This is a genomic window from Bacteroidota bacterium, assembly GCA_021300195.1.
In the GTDB taxonomy this organism is placed as follows: Bacteria; Bacteroidota; Bacteroidia; order J057; family JAJTIE01; genus JAJTIE01.
Window position 1 is genome coordinate 1 of record JAJTIE010000040.1, and the last position, 20,309, is coordinate 20,309.

A 20,309-nucleotide genomic window follows, 5' to 3' on the forward strand; every position below is an offset into this window, starting at 1 on the left:
AGCAAAAACTGGAAACAGCACCTCCGCCGGTAAGCAGCTTACTGAGCCGAGACCGGCGAGACTGGGTCAGCAGAAGCCTTCGCCCAAATCTGGTACCCCTCCACGGTGCGAACAGGCTCAAAGCCCTGACTGCGAATAAGCAGAATGAAAGAATCCATAAAGGGGCTGGACGCATACTGGGGATAGACGCAAATCAAATCCGGCTTGTATCTAGACTCGAATGCCAGCCACTGCTGCGCAGTGGGTGGGGGGGGTGTGGCACCCGGGTTTTTACTCCAGTCCATGAGCGAGCGCCATACCGGGTCTGCCAGGCGGCTTTCAAATAACTCCGACGGCACGCGGGATATGTATCCCGAGAGTAGTTTTTTCTGATAAAAGTATTGATACCGCATAAGATTGGTATCAAACTCTCCCTCCAGGCGCATACCGTCTCGAACACCCAGCGGTACAGTAAGCATAACCCTGCCCGGCTGCCTGGCAATAGCCTGTATAAAGGCGGGCTGGGTACGCATATCCAGCTTTGGCATTGCAGCAGGATTGGGCATCCACTCTAAAAAACAAAGGCTCATGACCACCAGCGGCAAAGCCCGCTTGAGAATCCAGGATCCCTGCATGGCGATATAGGCTAGTCCAATACCCAGACTGAGCCACATCATTTGTAGTAGCCGAAAGGGAACACGATTCTGCTTCAGCACCGGTATAAAGTGCAGAAAAGAAGTTGGGCTATTCAACCCTGGCTTGAAACCCCACAGAGAAAGTTCGGGTAAGGTAAAAAGAACAAAGAGCAACGATATGAATAGCCAGGGTGCAGCTACTCGGGGAGACTTCCTGTATATAAATATCAGGTATACAACCAGTAGGGCAACCCCATATCCCATAAAAACACCGAAAGCATGTTCGCCGCCCCACTTTAGATTTGGGAACCAACTATGATAAATGAGGTGAAATCCGGGTTCGGGAGAAAAGTAGTGAGATAAATCAGACTGATACCAGTAGGCATCGCTAGGCGAAAGCCCCAAAGAGATAAAAACCGATGTAAGCAGATGTAAACCAAGAAAGACCAACAGCAAAAAAACAGCTCGTCTCGGCCTGGAGAGCCGGTACCAAGCTGGAGAAAACCGATGATATACATACCAGAATACACAGAAATAGAGCAAGAATGCCGTAGGAGCGTAATCAACCAAGATAGATAGGAAGACCAATAATATGCAAAGCAGAAAATACCCTATGCTCTTGATTCTAATACCAAGACCATTTTCATAAATACGCAATCCCTTTAGCAATGAAAGCACAAACCAGGGAACAATTCCGGTACTCAACAAATTATAATGAGATGCAGAATAGCTACCCATTCGGGCTGGATAGAAGTTAAAGAAAACAACAATAAGCAGTATCCACATGAAAGGAAACTTAAGATATCGGCCCAACAACACGATTCCGGCACTGGCAAGAATAAAATGTAAAATCAGATACAGGTTCATACCAATGGCATATTCATCAAATAGAATTGCCGATAAATTCATGACCCAGTTACTGGTATTCCGGAGCATATTCACACCATCCGGATACAAGACCCAATCGGAATACAGACGCGGATTATTCTCTTTTAAGTCTTGCTCGAATGCCCAGTTAGTCCAATAATAACTACCACTGTCATGCTGATAATTCGAACTTCCAATGACCATATTCAGATTAGTCATCAAAGGGTATGTATAGATCGTATAGATAAGAATTATGAGAATTACAGCAATAATTAGTTGCCCGATATTAGAATAAAAAATTCCATTTAAACGCGACAAATTGATTCTTGATTTTTTTGATAATTTTAGATCCATGACACAAAACTACAGGTTCTTTTTTGAATTATTATTTGACTTTAAAAGGCAAAAAAGTTAAGATACTATAACGAGCTTCATAACAGTGCCAAAATAACCGAAATTTTTATTCTAAAAAAATTGAGATCTTTATACTATTTTTCAGCACAAAATACATGGACCTAAAAGAACTACGTCTAACGGCTGGAACCGTAGCTGCCCGCCACCCCTGGGAGCTTGCACGGCTAGTTGTACTAAAGGATCTACTGCGCAAGGTAGACATGCCGCCCGGAGACCAGCAGCGGATGGTAGATCTGGGTAGCGGGGATGCCTTTGTAATTGAGCAGCTGCTAAACGCACACCCCCACTGGGAGGCGGCTGTAGCCGTAGACATTGCCTTTTCGGATGACGAACTACAACAGCTACGCACCCGCTTCGCCAACGAAGGGAAAGCCATAGTGGTGTTTAGAGACATGGCCGACATACCCGATGGTTTTCAGGCCGACTGCATCCTGCTGCTGGACGTGCTGGAGCACATAGCGGATCACGAGGGCTTCTTGCAGCTACTGCGCACTCAGCCATTTATAGGCCCGCACACCCAGCTGCTGGTTACCGTACCTGCATTTCAAGTGCTCTTCGGTGCACACGATATGTTTGTACACCACTACCGGCGCTACACCCGTCGGCAGCTATGCCGCACCCTGGCGACCAACGGATGGATACCTTATCGCTCCGGCTATTTCTTCTTCTCCCTACTGGGGCCACGCATCCTGCAGAAACTGCAGGGCAGCCAGCCTAGCGCGGAACGAGGCACTGGGGCCTACCGGCCCGGCCCTTTGCACGGGCTTATACTGGGCAGCCTCAAGCTGGACTACTGGCTGGGCCAGGCCCTGCGCACAATCGGCCTGCGGCTGCCTGGCCTCTCCACCTACGCCATCTGCCGCGTACAGCACCCACAAGGGCAGTAGCGGGCAGCGGTATGGCCCAGTTGGCTGTGTGCCCCCGGCACCGGGTGCTTCCAAGCCAAATCCTTGCTATCATTGTGCGAGATACCTAAGCCCACACCCGCATGCCCGCACAGGATACCAAAGCGCGTATGGCCCTGCTGGAGCAGGAGCTGGAGCGCCACAACCGGCTGTACTACCTGGAGGATGCACCGGAGATATCCGATCGGCAGTTTGATGCCCTGCTAGAGGAGCTACAGCAGCTGGAAAAACAATACCCCCAGTGGGCTAACCCCAATAGCCCTACCCAGCGCATAGGGGGCACCATTACCCGGAACTTCCCCGTATACACCCACCTGCGGCCCATGAAGAGCCTGGCAAACAGCTATGAATGGGAAGAAGTGGAAGCCTTTGACGAGCGGCTAAGGGGCATACTGGGCCAGGCGCAGCTGGACTACCTGCTGCAGCTGAAGATAGACGGTGTGGCCCTAAGCCTGCACTACGAGCAGGGCGAACTGAGGCGCGGCATAACCCGTGGGAATGGCGTAACAGGAGACGACATTACCGCCAACATCCGCACCATTCGCAACCTGCCCCTGCGCCTGCACACCCCCCACCCACCCGCCTACCTGGAGGTAAGGGGCGAAGTGTACATGCACCGAGAGGACTTTGACGAGCTGAATGCCCAGCGCGTAGCCCAGGGCGAAACTGCCCTAATGAATCCCCGAAACACCACCAGCGGCACCCTTAAGCTGCAAGATAGCGCCATAGTGGCCAGCCGCAGGCTACACTTCACGGCCTACTACGCCGCCGAGGCCGAGGAACTGCCCGACTCGGACGCGGAGCGCATGGCACTACTACGCCGCTGGGGCTTCTATGTAAGCCCACACACCGAGGCCGTGCACAGCCTGGATGGCGTGCAGGCCTATATAGAAAAGTGGCGTGAAAAGCGCTATACCCTACCCTTCGAAACAGACGGCATCGTCATCAAGGCCGACCGCATCGCCCAGCGCGAAGAGGCTGGCAGCACTGCCAAGAGCCCCCGATGGGCCATAGCCTACAAGTATGAGGCCGAAGAAGCCGAAACCCTGCTACAGCACATCAGCTACCAGGTAGGGCGTACCGGCTACATTACCCCCGTGGCCAACCTGCAGCCCGTGCTCTTGGCAGGCACTACGGTAAAGCGCGCCTCGCTATACAACTACGACGAGATACAACGCCTGGACCTGCGTGAGGGCGACCACGTAGTGGTGGCCAAGAGTGGCGAGATCATCCCCAAGGTGCTACGGGTGCTGGTAGAAAAGCGCGACCCCAAAGCCCCCCCCCTGGTGCCCCCCCTGCACTGCCCCGAGTGTGGAACCCCGCTGACAAAGCCGGAAGGCGAGGTGGGCTGCTACTGCCCCAACGACGAGGCATGCCCACCGCAGGTGAAGGGCCGCATAGAGCACTTTGCCAGCCGAAAAGCCTTGGACATAGACGGGCTAGGAACGGAGGTGGTGGCCCAGCTGGTAGAGGCAGGCCTGGTGCGGCAGCCGGCAGACCTGTACCTGCTAAGCCCGCCACAGCTGCTAGCCCTGGACCGCTTTGCCGAAAAAAGCGCCCAAAACCTGATACAGGCCCTGGAAGCCAGCAAACAGCAGCCGGCCAGCCGCCTGCTCTTCGGCCTGGGCATCCGGCATGTGGGCGAAACCGTGGCCGAGAAACTGCTGCAGCATTTTGGCAGCATAGATGACCTGGCACAGGCCAGCGAAGAAGAAATAGTGGCCCTGCACGAAATAGGACAAAAGATAGCCCACAGCCTGGTACAGTGGTTTGCCCACCCTGCCCACTACGCACAGTACCAGCAGCTAAAGGCCCTGGGGCTGCAAACCCGGGCCAAGGCCAAGGCACACCTGAGCCAGGCACTGGCCGGCAAGCGCATTTTGCTATCCGGGGTATTTGCGGGCTACGAGCGCGAGGAGCTGAAAAAACTCATCGAACTGCACGGGGGCCAAAATGCCACGAGCATCAGCAAAAAACTGGACTACCTGGTAGCCGGAGAAAACATGGGGCCGGCCAAGCTGGAAAAAGCACAACAGCTAAATGTTTCCATTATACCACTAGGCAGCCTGCTAGCCATGCTCCCCCCCAATCCGCCCGCTAGTAGCTTGTAACTGGCCAGGCTTTTTGTAACTTTAGGCGCACAGAACCCTGCTGCTCCACTATGGCCATACTGTTCGAAAAAAGGGTCACCAAAGACGAGCTGACCCACAAGTGCGTCCTGCTGATAGACGATGCGGGCAAAGACTATACCGCAGACATAACCGGCGGGGCGCAAACCCTCGAGTTTTACTCCGAAGGCAAACACTACCAGGCAGAGGTGCACGAGTTTTTTGTGGGCGGTGCCTTCAAAAAAGGACTGATTACCCCTGTAGCAGCAGATGGTAGCAATAATTTCTTCTTCGAAAAAAGCCTGACCCAAGGCAAGCGCCTACGCGTAAGCTTTGAGAAGGGAAAGCTGGAACTCGAAATTTTTCTCGTAACACGATGATAAACAAAGTAGTGGCAGATGCCGAAGCAGCCACCCGAGACATCCCCAACGGGGCCGTGCTCATGCTGGGGGGCTTCGGCCTGTGTGGCATACCCGAAAACTGCATAAGCGCCCTGCTGAAAATGGGCGTTCGAAACCTGACGTGCATCAGCAACAATGCCGGGGTGGACGACTTTGGCATAGGCCTGATGCTGAAAACCCGCCAGGTGAAAAAGATGATGAGCAGCTATGTGGGAGAGAATGAGGAATTTGAACGCCAACTACTGAGCGGAGAACTGGAGGTAGAGCTCATCCCCCAGGGCACCCTGGCCGAGCGAATCCGTGCAGGCGGGGCGGGCATCCCCGCCTTTTATACCCCCGCAGGCTACGGCACCGAGGTAGCCCAGGGCAAGGAAACCCGAGCCTACAACGGAAAAATGTATGTACTGGAGCAAGGGCTGACCGCAGACTTTGCGCTGGTGAAGGCCTGGAAGGGCGACACGGCGGGCAACCTGGTATACCACCACACTGCGCGAAACTTCAACCCCATGATGGCCGCGGCAGGCAAGATCACCATAGCGGAGGTGGAAGAGCTGGTGCCGGCAGGCCAGCTAGACCCCAACCAGATCCACACCCCCGGGGTATATGTGCAGCGCATCTTTCAGGGTACAAACTATGAGAAACGCATAGAGCAGCGCACCCTGCGCCGGGGCTAGGCTGCGTGCCGTACGGATATGGGCACAGCCGGGGGACAAAGCCAGGTAGGCCCGCTCGTTTTTTTCCTGCACTTTTTTTTGAAACTCCCTGGCTTTTGCATTCCTTTTGCTCGTATCTTTATTGCCAACATGGGGCCGGATGGCTTCCAACAGATTCCTGACCCTTTTCATGTATCGCCACGCAGGCCCTAGTAACAAACAGCATTCTCCCACTCTAGTATTTTTTTCTTCCTTTATTTTTTTTCTATGAATATCTATGTAGGTAATCTGTCGCACAAAGCGTCAGAAGATGAGGTTCGCGATCTATTCAGCGCCTTTGGTCAAGTATCTTCGGTGAAGATCATTCTGGACCGTGAAACCCGCCAATCTCGTGGGTTTGCCTTTGTTGAGATGAACAACGAAAGCGAGGCAAACAGCGCGATGGAGCAGCTAAACGGCACCGAGTTTCTGGGCCGCGAGCTCCGCATTAACGAGGCCCGCCCACGCGAGGACAGCCGTAGTGGCGGCGGTGGCGGCGGCGGATACAACCGTGGCGGCGGTGGCGGTGGTGGATACAACCGTGGCGGTGGCGGCGGAAGAGACCGCTGGTAAGCCCCAGACTATTTTCGAAAACCCAAAGGAGCCGAATACGGCTCCTTTTTTTATGTGCCTGATTTTTTTACCACGCATGAATCCCCGTATCCTGTTAAACACCCTATTGGCCAGCCTCCTGCTCCAGGCCTGTGCAGAGCCCACAACCGATGCGAGCACCCCCACAGCCGCACCCATTTCAAACAAAATACCGTACCCCCTGCAGCAGGACACTACCCTACAGATAGGCGGTATGGCCGTGAGCATCCTGCTACCGGAGGGGCCTGTGCGGGCAGACCTGCTGGTGCTGCCTGGCTGGAACTATGGGCGCATGGACTGGTGCCAGCGCACCCAGCTGTGCCAGGCCGCCCGGGCAGCCGGCTACCGGCTTGTGCTACCGGATATGCACCGCACCCTCTACCCCTGGCGCATCTATCCGGAAACGCGGGCCGACTTCCGGGCCTACGCCACCCGACCCTGGATCTGGGACACCCTGATCCACACCCTGGCAAGCCAGCATGGGGTGCTAGCACCTGGCGGAAAAAACTTGGTTATGGGGCTGAGCACGGGCGCACGCGGCGCCAGCCTGCTGTGCCTGGATAGGCCGGGCTACTTTGCAGCTGTCGCCCTGCTGAGCGGAGACTACGACCTGCCCAGCATGCCGCAGGAGCGCATTAGCACCGCCACCTACGGGCCCTATAGCCAGCACCCCGCCCGCTGGGCCGATAGCCTGGAAAACCCCATGAGCCGCGCAGCCCGCTGGCGCACCCCTGTGTACATAGGCCATGGGCTGGCAGACAGGGTGATAGACCCCGGACAGTCCCGGCAGTTTCATGCCGCACTGGGGCAAGGGGCGGGGGTAGCCACCGTGCTGCATCCGGCCAGCGGGGCCGGGCACGACTATGCCTACTGGAGTAGCGAAACCGAAGCCATCCTGGCCTTCTTCCGCCAGCAGCTAGGCGGGCAGGTCAAATAGGGCACGCGCATTCCGGCTGGTCTGCTCCACCACGGTCTGCCGGTCCATCTGTAGCACCTCGGCCAGCTTTTCGGCCACATGCACCAGGTACGCGCTCTCGTTGCGCTTGCCACGGTAGGGCACCGGGGCCAGGTAGGGGCTGTCTGTCTCCAGCACCAGCCAGGCGGGGTCCAGCTCGGGCAGCACAGCGGGCAGCTCGCTGCGCTTGTACGTCAGCGTGCCGCCTATACCCAGGTGAAAGCCAGCGGCAATCATGCGCTTGCCCTCCTCGGCCGTGCCGCTGAAGCAGTGGAATACCCCCCGCAGGCTGCCATCCTGCGCTGCCTCTATCTGCCGCAGCGTCTCCTCGTTGGCCGAGCGGGTGTGCAGGATGAGCGGCAGCTGGTAGTGCCTGGCCCAGCGGATGTGCTCGGCCAGGCTTTCCTGCTGGCGTGCCAGGCTGGTTTTATCCCAGTACAGGTCCAGGCCCGTCTCCCCCACCCCATAGTAGCCCCCCCGTTCCAGCTCTGCCTCCAGCAGGGCCAGCTGGCGCGGATAGTCTGCCGCCACATACGTGGGGTGCAGCCCCACTGTGGGCAGGCAGTGGCCCGGATAGGCAGCGGCCAGGGCATTCATGCTGGCTATCGTAGTTTCGTCTATATTGGGCAGTAGCAGGTGGCTGCACACCTGTAGCGCACGGCCCACCATTGCATGCCGGTCCGCGTCAAACTGGTGGCTGAAGAGGTGGGCATGGGTATCAATCAGCTTCATGGTAGCGGCAAAAGAAGCAAAAAAATAGCGGGTTCGCCTACGAATGCCGAACTTTGGGCCAATCGCAGCCCTGCGCACACCCGCACACCATGTCTACTCCCCCCGAAGAAAAAAACCCCTGGCAGACCCTGAGCAGCCGGGTAGCGTACGAAAATCCCTGGATCCAGCTCACCGAGCATCAGGTACTGAACCCGGCAGGCAAGCCGGGCATCTATGGCACGGTACACTTCAAAAACCTGGCCATTGGCATCATCCCCCTGGATGCGGCAGGCTATACCTGGCTGGTGGGGCAGTACCGCTACCCCCTGGGGCAGTACAGCTGGGAGATACCCGAGGGCGGGGGGCCAATGGGCATCTCCCCCGAGGAGAGTGCACGCCGCGAGCTGAAGGAAGAGACCGGACTGGAGGCGCAAAACCTGCAACTGCTGGTAACCACCCACCTGAGCAATTCGGTATCCGATGAGGTGGGCTATGTATACCTGGCCACGGGCCTAACCGAGGGCAGCTGGGCACCAGAGGAGACAGAGGTGCTGCAGCTGCGCAGGCTCCCCTTTGAGGAGGCCTACCAGATGGTGCTGCGGGCCGAGATAACTGATAGCCTGGCCGTAGCCGGCATCCTGCGGCTAAAGCTGCTGCTGCTGGAGGGCAGCTTGCGCTTGTAAACATGGGCAGGCGTATCTTTGCAGCCCCACATTCCATTACGCCCCATTCACCCACATGGCTTCATTATTTTCTATCCCAAACGGTGTAACCACCATCTTTTTTGACCTGGGCGGGGTACTGCTGGAGATAGACCCTGGCCGTACGCAAAAGGCCCTGACGGAACTGCTGGGTGGGGGCGACCAGGTGGTTCGTTTTGACATCCACGCCCAGGAGGCGCTGTTTCTGGACTTTGAGCGGGGCAGCCTAAGCCCGGAGGACCTACGCCGGGGGGCCATGACACACTTTGGCGTAGCGGTGGCAGACGAGGCCTTTGACCACGCGTGGAACCAGGTGCTGCTGCAGCCCTTCCCTTGGGCACACCGGGCGGTACAGCAGGCAGGGAGCCGCTACCGCACCGCCCTGCTAAGCAATACCAATGCCATCCACTACCAGGCATTCCGGGCGGCTATGCAGCCCACCTTTGCCCTGATGGAGCGGCTATTCCTGAGCTATGAGCTAGGCAGCCGAAAGCCCGAGCCCACCATCTACCAGCAGGCACTGGCCCAGATGGGCGTACAGCCCAGCGAGGTGCTCTTTATAGAAGACAATGCCGAAAACATAGCCACTGCACGGCAGCTGGGCCTGCACACCCTGCACCTTACCCAGCCGCAGGTGCTCGAGACGCTGTTCGGCTAGCCGGCCGGTGCACAGCCGTGGCACTAGCCTGCCCGCTGCGCCGCCCGATAGGCCTGGTAGTGCCTATGCACCGCCTCGGCCTTGGCCTCGCCCACCACGGGTATCAGTTCGTTCAGGCTGGCCTCCTTCACCTTTTTCAGGCTGCGAAAATGGCTCAATAGCTTCTTGGCCGTTCCGGGGCCTATGCCCGCTATCTCGGTCAGCTCGGTCTTCAGGGTCTTCTCGTCCCGTTTCTTGCGGTGGTATTCTATGGCAGTTTTGTGTGCCTCGTCTCGCAGCTGCTGCAGCAGGCGCAGGGTGGGGCTTTTCTTATCGATATACAGGGGCACCGGGTCGTCGGGGTAGTATATCTCCTCCAGCCGCTTGGCTATGGACAGGATGGGCAGCTGGCCGCGCAGGCCCAGTTCCTCCAGGGCCTCCAGGGCATGGCTCAGCTGGCCCTTCCCCCCGTCTATCAGCACCAGGTCGGGCAGGGGTTTTTCTTCTTCCAGCAGGCGGCGGTAGCGGCGGTATACCACCTCGCGCATGCTGGCAAAGTCGTCTGGCCCCTCTACGGTGCGGATGTTGTACACACGGTAGTCGCGCTTGGCGGGTCGGCCATTCCGGAATACTACGCAGCTGCTAACGGGGGCATAGCCCTGTATGTTACTATTGTCAAAGCACTCGATGTGGTAGGGCAGCCGGGCCAGCTTCAGGTCTTCCATGGCACGGCGCAGCAGGCGCTGCTGGGGGTCGTTGGCGCGCTGCTCATACTTGCGTTGCAGTTTTTCTTCCAGCAGCACCTCGCAGTTTTTCAGGCCCAGCTCCACAATCTTGCGCTCATCGCCGCGCTCGGGCACCTGTGCCTGGCAGGTAGCGGGCAGTTCGTCGGGGCTGGGCAGCACATTTACCAGGATGTGGGGATGGAAATCCTCATCCTCGGCTGCCACCCGCAGGATGGCGGCGGTCAGCACCTCGCTCAGGTCTTCGCCATGCTTGTCCCAGCTATCGAAGGCATGGGTGGTGATGATGGAGCCACTCTGCATCTTGAAGTGGTTTACTACCGTTAGCTTATCCTGCCGCGCTACGGTAAACACCTCCACGTTGTGCACCTGCTCACTCACGATGGTGCTCTTTTGTTTGTGCTTTTGCAGCTGCTCCATCCGGATTTTCAGGTAGTGGGCCCGCTCGTACTGCAGCTGCTCCACGGCCTCATTCATCTGCTCCTTCAGCTCGGCCAATACCCGGCCAAAGCTGCCACGCAGCACCTGCCGCACCTGCCGGATGTTCGCGTTGTAGTCATCCTCGGCCTGCAGGGCCACACAGGGTGCCTTGCAGCGGCCAATGTGGTACTCCAGGCAAGGACGAAACTTGCCGGCGGCAATGTTTGCGGCGCTCAAATTGTATTTGCAGGTACGCAGCTGGAAATTGTCGTGCAGAAAGCGCAGCAGAGCCCGCATAGTGCCCACGCTGGGGTATGGGCCGTAGTAGCTGCTGCCGTCCCTGGTTTTTTGCCGGGTACTGAATACACGGGGGAATCGCTCGTTTTTGATGCAGATGTAGGGATAGCTCTTGCCATCCTTCAGGTCGATGTTGTATTTGGGCTGATGTTCTTTTATCAGGCTATTCTCCAGCAGCAGGGCCTCCAATTCGTTGTTGGTTACTACATACTGGATGTAGGCTATCTGGCGCACCAGTAGCTGGGTCTTGTAGTCGGGGTGGGTTTTGGTAAAGTAGCTGTTTACCCGTTTTTTCAGGCTTTTGGCTTTGCCTATGTACAGCAGTTTCCCCTCCCGATCGTAGTATTTGTACACACCGGGCTGCTCGGGCAGGCTTTTTCGGATGTCTTCTACGGATTCCATCTAGCCGAGCACAGGATGGGGTGGTTTACTGCTCGTGGTTTTCGGGCAGGCTGCCATTCAGGATCTGGTGGCCCATTTTGTCGCGCTTGGTTTGCAGGTAGCGGGCATTGTGGGGGTTGGCGGTCATTTCTATGGGTATTTGCTCCACAATCTCCAGGTCGTAGCCCAGCAGGGCGGCCCGCTTTCGGGGGTTATTGGTCAGCAGGCGCATCTTGCGCACACCCAGGTCTCGCAGTATCTGCGCTCCTATTCCATACTCGCGCTGGTCCATCTTGAATCCGAGCTTCAGGTTGGCCTCCACGGTGTCATAGCCTTGCTCCTGCAGCTTGTAGGCTTTCAGCTTATTCAGCAGGCCTATACCACGGCCTTCCTGATTCATGTACAGCACTACGCCCTTGCCTGCGGCTTCTATCATCTCCAGGGCGGCAGCCAGCTGCTCGCCGCAGTCGCAGCGGTAGCTGTGGAAGATGTCTCCGGTTACGCAGCTGCTGTGCACGCGCACCAGCACGGGTTCGTCTGGGCCCCACTCGCCCTTGGTCATAGCCAGGTGGATCTCGCCGGTATGGGTGTGCTGATAGGCATGTAGCCGGAAGTGCCCGTGCTCGCTGGGCATATCCACCACTTCCTCGCGGCTTATCAGGCGCTCCTGCTTCAGCCGGTACTGGATCAGGTCCTCAATGCTTACGAGCTTCATGCCATGCTTGTCAGCCAGCTGGCGCAGCTGGGGCAGGCGGGCCATGGTGCCATCCTCATTCATGATCTCCACGATAACGCCAGCGGGATACAGCCCGGCCAGGCGGGGCAGGTCTATGGCAGCCTCGGTGTGGCCGGCGCGGCGCAGCACCCCGTCCTTTCGGGCCTTCAGGGGGAACACGTGGCCCGGGCGGCCCAGCTCGTCGGGCCGGGTGGCGGGGTCTATCAGGGCCTGTATGGTGCGGTAGCGGTCGTAGGCACTGATGCCCGTGGTTACGCCATCCTTCAGGTAGTCTACACTTACGGTAAAGTTGGTATGGTGCATGGCGTTGTTCCGGCTCACCATCATCTCCAGCTCCAGCTCGTTGCAGCGCTCCTCTGTCATCCCCACACAGATAAGCCCCCGTCCCTCTTTGGCCATAAAGTTCACGTCGGCCTGGGTGATATGCTGGGCAGCCATCAGAAAATCGCCTTCATTCTCCCGGTTCTCATCGTCCACCACGATGATCATCTTGCCCAGGCGAATGTCCTCTATGGCATCTTCAATACGGTCTAGCATGGGATGTAGGGTTTATTTGACAAACACAAAGGTAGGGCTAAATGTGCCAACTGGCAGTGTGCCGGCTGCCTGTGTTTGGCAGCTTTCTCTTATCTTCCGGCCTGTACTACCAGATGAAAGGAAAGATGAAAATTACGCAGCCCATTGCGGGCCTTTTACTTTTGGCATTCGGCTGGGTGCATCCGGCCTGTGCACAGCAGGTAGGCTGGGTGCGCTACCCGGTGGCGTACGACCTGCAGAAGGTTGGGTATCCGCCCGTAGCCTTTGCCCCCGTAGCAGACGGACGCTTCTACTACATAGAGTACTGGCCAGAGGGGCCCGGAAAAGCCACCAGCGATTACTACCTGCAGAGTGTAAAGCCCCAGTATGTACAAGGGGCCGAGGAATATACAGAGGCCTGGGCGGTGCCCATACGCGTGGCGAACGACCCCAAAATGGAACCCATCCGGGTGATAGCGGGCGGCCAGCAGCTGGCCGTGGTAGGCCGCACGGCCGTGAAGGACCCGGCTACCTCCATTCAGTTTTTCAACCTCAGCGGCCAGCTGATGGGGCGCCAGCAGTACCTAAGCCCGGCCCGCAAGAACCTGGGCGACTATGCCGACTACCTGTATACCGATGCCAAAAAGCAGTATCTGGCCTGGCTGGGCTACGAGCCGGGCGCATCGGCCAAAAGCCGCAGCTACCATGCCAGCGTATTCAGCCTGGAGGGCCGCCGGCTGTGGACCGAAGAGCTGAATGTGCCCCACACCCTGGGCCGGAGGGGGGTGTGCGACGCAGCGGTGGACGGCAATGGCAACCTGTACCTGGCGCTGGTAGACGAGAGCCCCACCGGGACAGTGGCCGATACCGCCTACGGGCCTATTGTGCTGCGCTACGACTGGAAAACCCGGGGCTGGACCCAGCGCCGCCTGGCACTACCCGGGCACTACTGCCACACGGTGCAGCTGGAAACAAACGAACTGGGGCAGCTGATGGCCACTGCCCTGCTGGGCGAGGCCGACAAAGGCCTGCCCATGCGCCTGAATGAAAACGGAAAACTGCTGTACTGGAGCCAGCTGGGCTACGTGCAGCTGAACATGGCCACCCAGCTGCTGCTGGAAACCGCCCGCCTGGAGGCCCCCCTGCCCGATGAATTTGTGAAACGCTATGCCGCCGAAACAGCGGAAGGTGCCCGCTTTGGCGACTTCCGCACCCACTACACCGGAGACCAGCTGCTGCTGATGATGGAGCAGCAGTATGATAAGCCCAAGCCCACCGGGCGCGTGTATGTGCGAAAGGACGTGGCTGCCCTGAGCCTGCAAGCCAATAGCAGCAAGCTGAACTGGGCAAGCGCGGTGGCCAAGAACCAGACCGACTACAGCAGCGGCCGCATAGGCTACACCCCTGCCCTTACCAACCTGTTTCTGCACCTGGCCTACATGAGCGATGTGGGCGGCACGGGCAAACTGATGCTGAGCAGCATAAACCTGGAAACAGGCGAGCACCTGGACAAGGAGCTGCTGGACAATAGCAGCGGAAACCTGTTTTTTTTCACCCAGCGCAGTGCACAAACCGCTACGGATCGCTTACTTTTGCTCGGCCTGGGTTCTCCTGGCCGAAACGAATATACGCTAACGCACATTAAGGGCCTGCCCTAGGTTTGCAGCAGTTTTTCGCACCATGCCCGTCATACAGCCTACGCCGCTAGACCAGCCCGAAGAGGCGCACCAGAAGCAAATGTCCTTTATTGGCCACCTGGAGGAGCTTCGGTGGCACCTGATACGCATGTTCCTCGTGGTGGCCGTGCTCATGGTGGGGATGTTCTTCTTTTTGCGAGACCTGATGGACTATGTGGTACTGGGGCCCATGCGGACTGACTTCCCCACCAACCGGCTGGCCTGCCAGCTGGATGCCGACCTGTGCGCCGCCGGGAAGTATATCGGCCCGATTCAGTTTCAGGCCACCAGCCCCACCGAGCAGTTTAGCAAGGCCATCCAGATCGGGCTGGTGGGGGGGCTGGTGGTGGCCTTCCCCTATGTGGTGTGGGAGCTGTGGCGCTTCATCCGCCCGGGCCTTAGCCGTAAGGAGATCCGTACCACCCGTGGGGCTGTTGGGGTGGTTTCTTTTCTCTTTTTCCTGGGGGTGGCCTTCACCTACTTCGTTATCCTGCCCTTCACCTTCCGCTTCCTGGCCAATTTCACAGTGATGGACGAGGTGCAAAACATCTGGCGGATAGGAGATGTGGTGAGCCTCATCACCCTGTTCTGCCTGGCAGGGGGGCTACTGTTCCAGATGCCGGTGGTGGCCTGGGTGCTCAGCCGGCTGGGCATCCTGCACCCGCGCCTAATGCGCAGGTACCGCCGCCACGCACTGGTCGTCATCGTCATTGTAGCGGGCATCCTCACTCCCTCGCCCGACGCACTCTCGCAGCTGCTGCTGGCCCTGCCGATCATCGTCCTGTACGAGGTAAGCATCTTGATCGTAGGCAGAAACCAGAAACGCAGCAAGGCAGCACACGAGGCCTTCATGAGCAACGAAGCCTGATGCGGGGCAGAAACTGAGCAAAAGACAGTTTGATTTTCGACCCCAAAAAACTACCTTTACCTGTTGCCGTTGGCACTCATTTGTTCCCCACCCTGTTGTCCATGAGCAGAACCTTTCGCATCGTACTACTAGCAGGCCTGTTTTCCGTCCTACTCCATGCCTGCGGCACGGGCTCGGGGATGCAGAGGCACTGCATCCGCACCAATAACCACAAAATAGATCGACCTTAGGCGTGCATCGTATACGATAGCGAGCAGCAGGGTCGTATTAGTAAAGTAACGCCTGGTCAAACACAACTACACGATTCGGTATGAAAACTCCCCTGAAAAAGCACCTTGCCTTTGCCTGCCTGTTTTTGCTAGCGGCAGCAGTTTTATCCGGCTGCACAGCCATGCAGCAGCAGTTTAGTGGCGGCCACAGCTGCAACCGCCCGGGCAATCATGCCCGCTAGGATAACCGGGTCGGAGCCTTGCTAGTACGAGGCATATCAGATTTCATTTACCAATCCAGGGAATCCGGCACAGAGAGCAAGCGTCTTGCCCTGCCTGTTCCCGCTGGGGCATCCTAGCCGTCCATACATATGTTTGGATCCAGAGAAAGAAAACAAGAGCCTACGGTGGCTGGCTGGCGGGTGCTGAGCAGCCCGGATCAACTACTGGCACTGGACGCGGCCAGCAATGAGCGTCCCCAGCTTATTTTCAAGCACAGTGTGCGCTGCTCCATCAGCCACGTGGCATATGCGCGGCTACAGGCCTGTAGCGCAGACCTGCTGGAGCGGATGGACCTGCACTACCTGGACCTGATTGCCCACCGCGAGCTGAGCAATGCGATAGCAACAAGCTACCAGGTATACCACCAGAGTCCGCAGGCAATCCTCATCTATCGGGGCGAGGCGGTGCTAGACCAGAGCCACTACGAGGTACAAGCCCAGGAGCTGATGGAGCAGGCCGCCCAGGCACAAGCCCAGGGGTCTAGCGGTCTGGATAGCAGTCGGCCAGGAAGGAGTTGAGCACCCGGGCGCAGGCATCGGGGTCTTCATACATGCCCATGTGGGCCACCTGGGGCAGCACGTGCAGCCGCGCATGCGGCCCCACGGCTGTAGCCTGCTCTTCTATATCCACCTGCGGTATGATGCGGTCTCGTTTCCCGTGCAGAAACAGCACGGGTGCCGCCAGCCGCTGCAGCACCGCCAGCCTGTTGGGCCGGTCTCGCATGGCACCCAGGGCCTGCACAATGCCCTGCTGACTGGTCTGCCGGGCCAGGTGCAGCACCTCCTGCACATGCTGGTCTGCGTCGGTAGGGAAAAGCTGCGGTATCATGCCCGCCACATAGCGGCCCACGCCATGCTGTAGTACAAATGCAGCACCCCGCTCGCGGTTTATGCGCCGCTCGGGTGCGTCGGCATAGGCGGTGCTGTGCCACAGTGCCAGGCCCGACACCGGATAGGCCTCGGCATAGGCCAGTGCCACATAGCCGCCCATGCTATGGCCTATTAGCACGGGTGCCTCTATACCCAGCACCTCCAGCAGCTGGTGCAGCCAGCTGGCATAGTCCTCCAGGCGGGTGTAGCCGGGTGCCAGGGTGCTGTGCCCGTGCCCCGGCAGGTCGGGGCATAGCAGCCGGTAGCCCGTCAGTGCCGGGCGCACCGGCCTAAACACCGCTCCGCTCTCCGTAAACCCATGCAGCAGCACCACCGGCGGGCCGGCACCCATCAGGTGGTAGTGCGTGTCTATACCCGCTACAAATAGGTGGTGACTCATGGGTATCGAAGCGGCCTATGGGGAAGATAGCTTTGGGCTCAGTATCCGGGCCCAGTGCCAGGCCAGCAGCCTACTGATCTCGGGTACCTGATTCACATGCAAGAAGTGATTGCCATCCTCAAAAGCGTACAGCAGGGTATGCGGGATGTGCTGCTGCATATAAGCTACATTTGCGTAGGGCACCAGCACATCGTCGTGCGCATGAAAGAGGAGGACGGGGCAGGTAATATGCGCCAGCCGGGGCTGCAGGTCGTACAGCTCCTTTTTTAGCCACCACAGTTCGCCGTTGCTCTGCGGCAGGGCCCCGGGCAGCAGCCAGCGTGCGCCGAGAAAGAATTTTCGCCAGCGTTCGGGTTTTTCCTGTGCGGGGTCCAGGGCACCAGCCAGCTGGGCCACCCCCTGCACCTCGGTACCCAGCTCTGCCGCCAGGGCAGCGGCTACTGGCCCTCCATAGGAGTGGCCCATCAGGTACAGGGGACGGTTGCCCTTCAGCCGGCGGATGAGTGGCAGTAGTAGCTGCACCTGCTGGGCCAGTGTATAGCCACGGCGCCAGCGGCCCGAGTAGCCAAAGCCGGGCCGATCAATAGCTACCAGCTCAAAGGCCTCGGCCAGGGAAGCCTGCTGCATATAGTGCAGGGCATCCTTCCAGCTGCCCGGGCTACCATGTATGTAGACCAGCAGGGGCCGGGTGGTATCTCCCAGCCGCACATAGTGCAGCGGCACCTGCTGCTGGGTATTCGTCTCTGCCCGCAACTGCGGGTATAGGCGCTGTGCTTTTCGGTCCGAGATACGAAACGAGCAACCCGAGAGCAGGATAGAAAGCATAAGCCCGAGTGTACATGCAGGTTTCAGGTTCATACCTCTTCCAGTTCCCTCAGTTCCTGCTCCCAGCCGCCGCTCAGTATGGGGTGTCGATACCAGCTACGGGGGTCCAGGTTGTGGCTATCCAGGTGGAATCCGGGGGCGTAGCGTTCTCGCTTCCACTGGTTTCGGCTCCATAGCCGGAAGAAACGTACAATGCCCTGGCGCAGCTGCTGTTCGGTCCAGCTGCCGCCCAGCAGGCTCTGGTATACCTGTAGGGGGGGCAGGCCCTCCACCCAGGCTGCACGCTCTATGGCATCCAGCAGGGGGTAGGGCATCAGGTCTTCTTCGTCGGTTTGGCGCCGGGCAGGGGGCCTCAGCTCGGCAGTGGGGGCCATGGCGTTCACGGCTGCCAGGCCGGGCAGCTGCAGGGCCTGCTGGGCCCAGCGCAGCCATTTGCGCAGGTAGACCTTGTCCAGTCCCGCTATGGGGGCCAGGCCGCCCGCCGTATCGCCGTCCATGGTAGCATAGCCCACGGCTATCTCGCTGCGGTTGCTGGTGCTTAGCAGCAGGCCCCCGGTCAGGTTGGCCAGCAGCCACGCGCCGGGCGCACGCAGCCGGGCCTGTATGTTTTGCAGGGCTATGTCATCCGTTTGCCAGTCCAGGCTGCGGCCCAGGGCATCGGCAGCCAGCTGGGTATACTGCTGGTATAGGGGCTGCACCTGCCAGTGGTGGAAGCGTGCCCCCAAGTTTTCGGCCAGGGCCTGGGCGCTGGCCAGGGTGTCGGCGCTGCTGTTGTCTGTGGCCTGATACACACAGTGCAGCAGGCTGTGGGCCTCCAGGCTGTGTAGCCCCGCCTGGGCACAGGCGGCTTCCTCGCCCAGTGCCTGCCTGGCCTCGTGCAGGGCACGCGCTGCCAGCAGGGCGCAGGCGGCACTATCGGCCCCGCCGCTCAGCGAAACCACAAAGCCCCGGCTATGGCTTTTGCGCATATAGTCCCATAGGCCCAGGGTAACCGCCTGGTACAGCTCTTCCTCCTTGCTCAGCGTGCTTAGCACCTGGGGGCGGGTGTTGGGTTCTTCCAGGGGCAGCAGCACATCGGCCTGCACCTGGGGCACCGGTGCCCAGGCACTGCTGGGGTGGCTGGCCAGGCGCTGCCGCTGCGTGCGGGGCTGGTACAGGTCGATAATGGCGTGGGTAAGGCTGAAATCGCCAAACTGGAAGCGGCGGTTCTGCCCATACCAGCGGCCGCACTGGGCAATGAGCACCTCGCCGTCGTAGAGGCTGCGTCCGGCCTCATTGCCCTGCAGGTTGGCCAGCACATAGGTACAGCCAAAGGCCCGGCTGCCCTCCAGCACAAAAGCCTGGCGCGTGTGGGTTTTGCCAAAGGCAAAGTGGCTGGCACTGGGGTTCAGGATGACATCTACACCCTGCCGGTAGTGCTGTATGCCTGCGCGGTTGCCACTCCAGGCATCTTCGCAAATCTCGAAGCCGATGCGGATGCCGTCTACCTCTATCAGCTGGGGGCCCACCTCGATGGGCGCGGCCAGCAGGGGGTGCTCCCACAGGCGGTTATCGCCCTGCCAGGGCTTGAACCAGCGGGGCTCATAGTGCAGGCCGTCGCCGGCCAGGTGCTGCTTGGCATACACGCCCAGCAGCCTGCCATCGGCGCACAGGGCCGCACAGTTGTACAGGTTCCCCTCTATCTGCAGGGGTAGGCCCATGGCCACCACCAGCCCGCGGGTGGCAGGTAGCAGGTCTAGCAGCGACTGTAGGCTATAGTGGGTAATGTGGCGATGGAAGAACGCATCCTCGCAGCCGTAGCCGCTGATGCACAGCTCGGGCAGGCACAGCAGCTGCACACCCACTGCCCGGGCGGCAGCCAGTGCGGCAGCTATGCGCTGCCGGTTTCCGGGCCAGTCCAGCGGGGTTTGATTGAGCGCCGCACCGCCCACACGTATTTTTCTCATCCTGCAAATATAGGGCGGAACCCCGCGCGGCCCCTACCGCGAGGCCCCAAAAGGCCTACTGCCTGGCGGAAGGCAAGGGGGGTATGACGGGAGAAGCTAGCTGTACCCAGATTGCAGCAATCCATCATACCGCAGGTGCTCCGGTGGCAGGGGCCTGGGAACGTATGGGTTCATTTGTGTTCCATAAAAAACAAGCTACGGATTTTGTGTTCCAAAAACAGTCATTTGTGGAACACAAGGCGGGCCTGGAGGCGGGTGTACGCCTGGCCGGGCACTACACCCCCCATTCACAATCTTGCCGGGCCCTACGATCACCTTTTTGGCGCGGCCACTTGTGCACATACACGGCACAAAAAAAGCCCGCACTTGCGTACGGGCTTTTTTCATTCAGTCAGAAGCTACTAGCTAGCCTACTGCACACTCAGCTTGCCGCTATAGGTGCCAGTGGCTCCGGCTATCTGCACGCTGTACAGGCCTGCGGGCAGGCTGGGTAGCTGCAGGCTGGTGGTGGTACCACTGGCACTCAGGGCAGTGGTGTACACCAC

The 20,309-nt window shown here is 58.9% G+C and carries 19 protein-coding genes; 12 read left to right on the plus strand and 7 right to left on the minus strand.

Annotated elements, in window-relative coordinates; genetic code table 11:
* Positions 1–38: 38 nt before the first annotated feature.
* Positions 39–1,835, minus strand: a complete 1,797-nt coding sequence (locus LW884_09290) for a hypothetical protein (GenBank protein ID MCE3008519.1) — start codon at positions 1,833–1,835, stop codon at positions 39–41.
* Positions 1,836–1,990: 155 nt separating this feature from the next.
* Between LW884_09290 and LW884_09295 the strand changes: the two genes are divergently transcribed.
* From LW884_09295 to LW884_09320, 6 genes are all read left to right on the plus strand, one after another.
* Positions 1,991–2,782 carry a class I SAM-dependent methyltransferase gene (locus LW884_09295; GenBank protein MCE3008520.1) on the plus strand — a complete coding sequence of 264 codons (792 nt, stop codon included), beginning with the start codon at positions 1,991–1,993 and terminating at the stop codon, positions 2,780–2,782.
* 101 nt (positions 2,783–2,883) lie between these two features.
* Positions 2,884–4,911 (plus strand): NAD-dependent DNA ligase LigA, encoded by a 2,028-nt coding sequence (gene ligA / locus LW884_09300; protein ID MCE3008521.1) that lies wholly within the window; start codon positions 2,884–2,886, stop codon positions 4,909–4,911.
* Between the two features lie 50 nt (positions 4,912–4,961).
* Positions 4,962–5,288 (plus strand): hypothetical protein, encoded by a 327-nt coding sequence (locus LW884_09305; GenBank protein ID MCE3008522.1) that lies wholly within the window; start codon positions 4,962–4,964, stop codon positions 5,286–5,288.
* Positions 5,285–5,983, plus strand: a complete 699-nt coding sequence (locus LW884_09310; protein ID MCE3008523.1) for a CoA transferase subunit A — start codon at positions 5,285–5,287, stop codon at positions 5,981–5,983. Before LW884_09305 ends, LW884_09310 begins: the two co-directional genes overlap by 4 nt.
* 246 nt (positions 5,984–6,229) lie before the next feature.
* Positions 6,230–6,574, plus strand: coding sequence for an RNA-binding protein (locus LW884_09315; GenBank protein ID MCE3008524.1), 345 nt, complete (start codon positions 6,230–6,232; stop codon positions 6,572–6,574).
* 76 nt (positions 6,575–6,650) lie between these two features.
* Complete coding sequence (locus tag LW884_09320) at positions 6,651–7,529, plus strand: prolyl oligopeptidase family serine peptidase (GenBank protein MCE3008525.1); 879 nt, start codon at positions 6,651–6,653, stop codon at positions 7,527–7,529.
* On the opposite strand, the gene LW884_09325 is transcribed toward LW884_09320, so the two are convergent.
* Positions 7,509–8,279: a TatD family hydrolase gene (locus tag LW884_09325; GenBank protein MCE3008526.1), complete on the minus strand. Its 771-nt coding sequence runs from the start codon at positions 8,277–8,279 to the stop codon at positions 7,509–7,511. The two genes, LW884_09320 and LW884_09325, sit on opposite strands and share 21 nt — an antisense overlap.
* An 89-nt stretch (positions 8,280–8,368) precedes the next feature.
* Between LW884_09325 and LW884_09330 the strand changes: the two genes are divergently transcribed.
* The gene (locus tag LW884_09330) at positions 8,369–8,941 is read left to right on the plus strand and encodes an NUDIX hydrolase (GenBank protein ID MCE3008527.1); all 573 of its coding nucleotides are present in this window, start codon (positions 8,369–8,371) and stop codon (positions 8,939–8,941) included.
* Positions 8,942–8,996: 55 nt separating this feature from the next.
* On the plus strand, positions 8,997–9,617 hold the full coding sequence (locus LW884_09335; GenBank protein MCE3008528.1) for an HAD family phosphatase: 621 nt from the start codon (positions 8,997–8,999) through the stop codon (positions 9,615–9,617).
* Between the two features lie 23 nt (positions 9,618–9,640).
* On the opposite strand, the gene uvrC is transcribed toward LW884_09335, so the two are convergent.
* Both uvrC and LW884_09345 read right to left on the minus strand, forming a co-directional pair.
* Positions 9,641–11,458 carry an excinuclease ABC subunit UvrC gene (gene uvrC, locus LW884_09340; GenBank protein ID MCE3008529.1) on the minus strand — a complete coding sequence of 606 codons (1,818 nt, stop codon included), beginning with the start codon at positions 11,456–11,458 and terminating at the stop codon, positions 9,641–9,643.
* A 25-nt stretch (positions 11,459–11,483) separates the two neighbouring features.
* Positions 11,484–12,710: a bifunctional 3,4-dihydroxy-2-butanone-4-phosphate synthase/GTP cyclohydrolase II gene (locus tag LW884_09345; protein ID MCE3008530.1), complete on the minus strand. Its 1,227-nt coding sequence runs from the start codon at positions 12,708–12,710 to the stop codon at positions 11,484–11,486.
* Positions 12,711–12,835: 125 nt separating this feature from the next.
* Between LW884_09345 and LW884_09350 the strand changes: the two genes are divergently transcribed.
* The 4 genes from LW884_09350 (at position 12,836) to ytxJ (ending at position 16,242) form a co-directional block, all read left to right on the plus strand.
* Entirely contained in the window at positions 12,836–14,347 is a 1,512-nt protein-coding gene (locus LW884_09350; GenBank protein ID MCE3008531.1) for a hypothetical protein, read from the plus strand.
* A 22-nt stretch (positions 14,348–14,369) separates the two neighbouring features.
* A complete protein-coding gene (gene tatC / locus LW884_09355; GenBank protein ID MCE3008532.1) occupies positions 14,370–15,233 on the plus strand; it encodes a twin-arginine translocase subunit TatC in 864 nt (287 codons plus the stop codon).
* 310 nt (positions 15,234–15,543) lie between these two features.
* A complete protein-coding gene (locus LW884_09360; protein MCE3008533.1) occupies positions 15,544–15,684 on the plus strand; it encodes a hypothetical protein in 141 nt (46 codons plus the stop codon).
* A gap of 129 nt (positions 15,685–15,813) precedes the next feature.
* Positions 15,814–16,242: a bacillithiol system redox-active protein YtxJ gene (ytxJ, locus tag LW884_09365; GenBank protein MCE3008534.1), complete on the plus strand. Its 429-nt coding sequence runs from the start codon at positions 15,814–15,816 to the stop codon at positions 16,240–16,242.
* Here the strand turns inward: ytxJ and LW884_09370 are convergent.
* Genes LW884_09370 through nadE form a run of 3 tightly spaced genes read right to left on the minus strand, consistent with a single transcriptional unit; the run spans position 16,205 to position 19,764 of the window.
* Positions 16,205–16,993: an alpha/beta fold hydrolase gene (locus tag LW884_09370; GenBank protein MCE3008535.1), complete on the minus strand. Its 789-nt coding sequence runs from the start codon at positions 16,991–16,993 to the stop codon at positions 16,205–16,207. The two genes, ytxJ and LW884_09370, sit on opposite strands and share 38 nt — an antisense overlap.
* Positions 16,994–17,008: 15 nt before the next feature.
* Entirely contained in the window at positions 17,009–17,818 is an 810-nt protein-coding gene (locus tag LW884_09375; GenBank protein MCE3008536.1) for an alpha/beta hydrolase, read from the minus strand.
* Between the two features lie 29 nt (positions 17,819–17,847).
* A complete protein-coding gene (nadE, locus tag LW884_09380; GenBank protein MCE3008537.1) occupies positions 17,848–19,764 on the minus strand; it encodes an NAD(+) synthase in 1,917 nt (638 codons plus the stop codon).
* Positions 19,765–20,309 lie beyond the last annotated feature (545 nt).

Excerpts from the sequence above, each read along its gene's own strand:
- LW884_09290 (MCE3008519.1), bottom strand. The coding sequence starts at position 1,835 with ATGGATCTAAAATTATCAAAAAAATCAAGAATCAATTTGTCGCGTTTA.
- LW884_09295 (MCE3008520.1), top strand. The coding sequence starts at position 1,991 with ATGGACCTAAAAGAACTACGTCTAACGGCTGGAACCGTAGCTGCCCGC.
- ligA (MCE3008521.1), top strand. The coding sequence starts at position 2,884 with ATGCCCGCACAGGATACCAAAGCGCGTATGGCCCTGCTGGAGCAGGAG.
- LW884_09305 (MCE3008522.1), top strand. The coding sequence starts at position 4,962 with ATGGCCATACTGTTCGAAAAAAGGGTCACCAAAGACGAGCTGACCCAC.
- LW884_09310 (MCE3008523.1), top strand. The coding sequence starts at position 5,285 with ATGATAAACAAAGTAGTGGCAGATGCCGAAGCAGCCACCCGAGACATC.
- LW884_09315 (MCE3008524.1), top strand. The coding sequence starts at position 6,230 with ATGAATATCTATGTAGGTAATCTGTCGCACAAAGCGTCAGAAGATGAG.
- LW884_09320 (MCE3008525.1), top strand. The coding sequence starts at position 6,651 with ATGAATCCCCGTATCCTGTTAAACACCCTATTGGCCAGCCTCCTGCTC.
- LW884_09325 (MCE3008526.1), bottom strand. The coding sequence starts at position 8,279 with ATGAAGCTGATTGATACCCATGCCCACCTCTTCAGCCACCAGTTTGAC.
- LW884_09330 (MCE3008527.1), top strand. The coding sequence starts at position 8,369 with ATGTCTACTCCCCCCGAAGAAAAAAACCCCTGGCAGACCCTGAGCAGC.
- LW884_09335 (MCE3008528.1), top strand. The coding sequence starts at position 8,997 with ATGGCTTCATTATTTTCTATCCCAAACGGTGTAACCACCATCTTTTTT.
- uvrC (MCE3008529.1), bottom strand. The coding sequence starts at position 11,458 with ATGGAATCCGTAGAAGACATCCGAAAAAGCCTGCCCGAGCAGCCCGGT.
- LW884_09345 (MCE3008530.1), bottom strand. The coding sequence starts at position 12,710 with ATGCTAGACCGTATTGAAGATGCCATAGAGGACATTCGCCTGGGCAAG.
- LW884_09350 (MCE3008531.1), top strand. The coding sequence starts at position 12,836 with ATGAAAATTACGCAGCCCATTGCGGGCCTTTTACTTTTGGCATTCGGC.
- tatC (MCE3008532.1), top strand. The coding sequence starts at position 14,370 with ATGCCCGTCATACAGCCTACGCCGCTAGACCAGCCCGAAGAGGCGCAC.
- LW884_09360 (MCE3008533.1), top strand. The coding sequence starts at position 15,544 with ATGAAAACTCCCCTGAAAAAGCACCTTGCCTTTGCCTGCCTGTTTTTG.
- ytxJ (MCE3008534.1), top strand. The coding sequence starts at position 15,814 with ATGTTTGGATCCAGAGAAAGAAAACAAGAGCCTACGGTGGCTGGCTGG.
- LW884_09370 (MCE3008535.1), bottom strand. The coding sequence starts at position 16,993 with ATGAGTCACCACCTATTTGTAGCGGGTATAGACACGCACTACCACCTG.
- LW884_09375 (MCE3008536.1), bottom strand. The coding sequence starts at position 17,818 with ATGCTTTCTATCCTGCTCTCGGGTTGCTCGTTTCGTATCTCGGACCGA.
- nadE (MCE3008537.1), bottom strand. The coding sequence starts at position 19,764 with ATGAGAAAAATACGTGTGGGCGGTGCGGCGCTCAATCAAACCCCGCTG.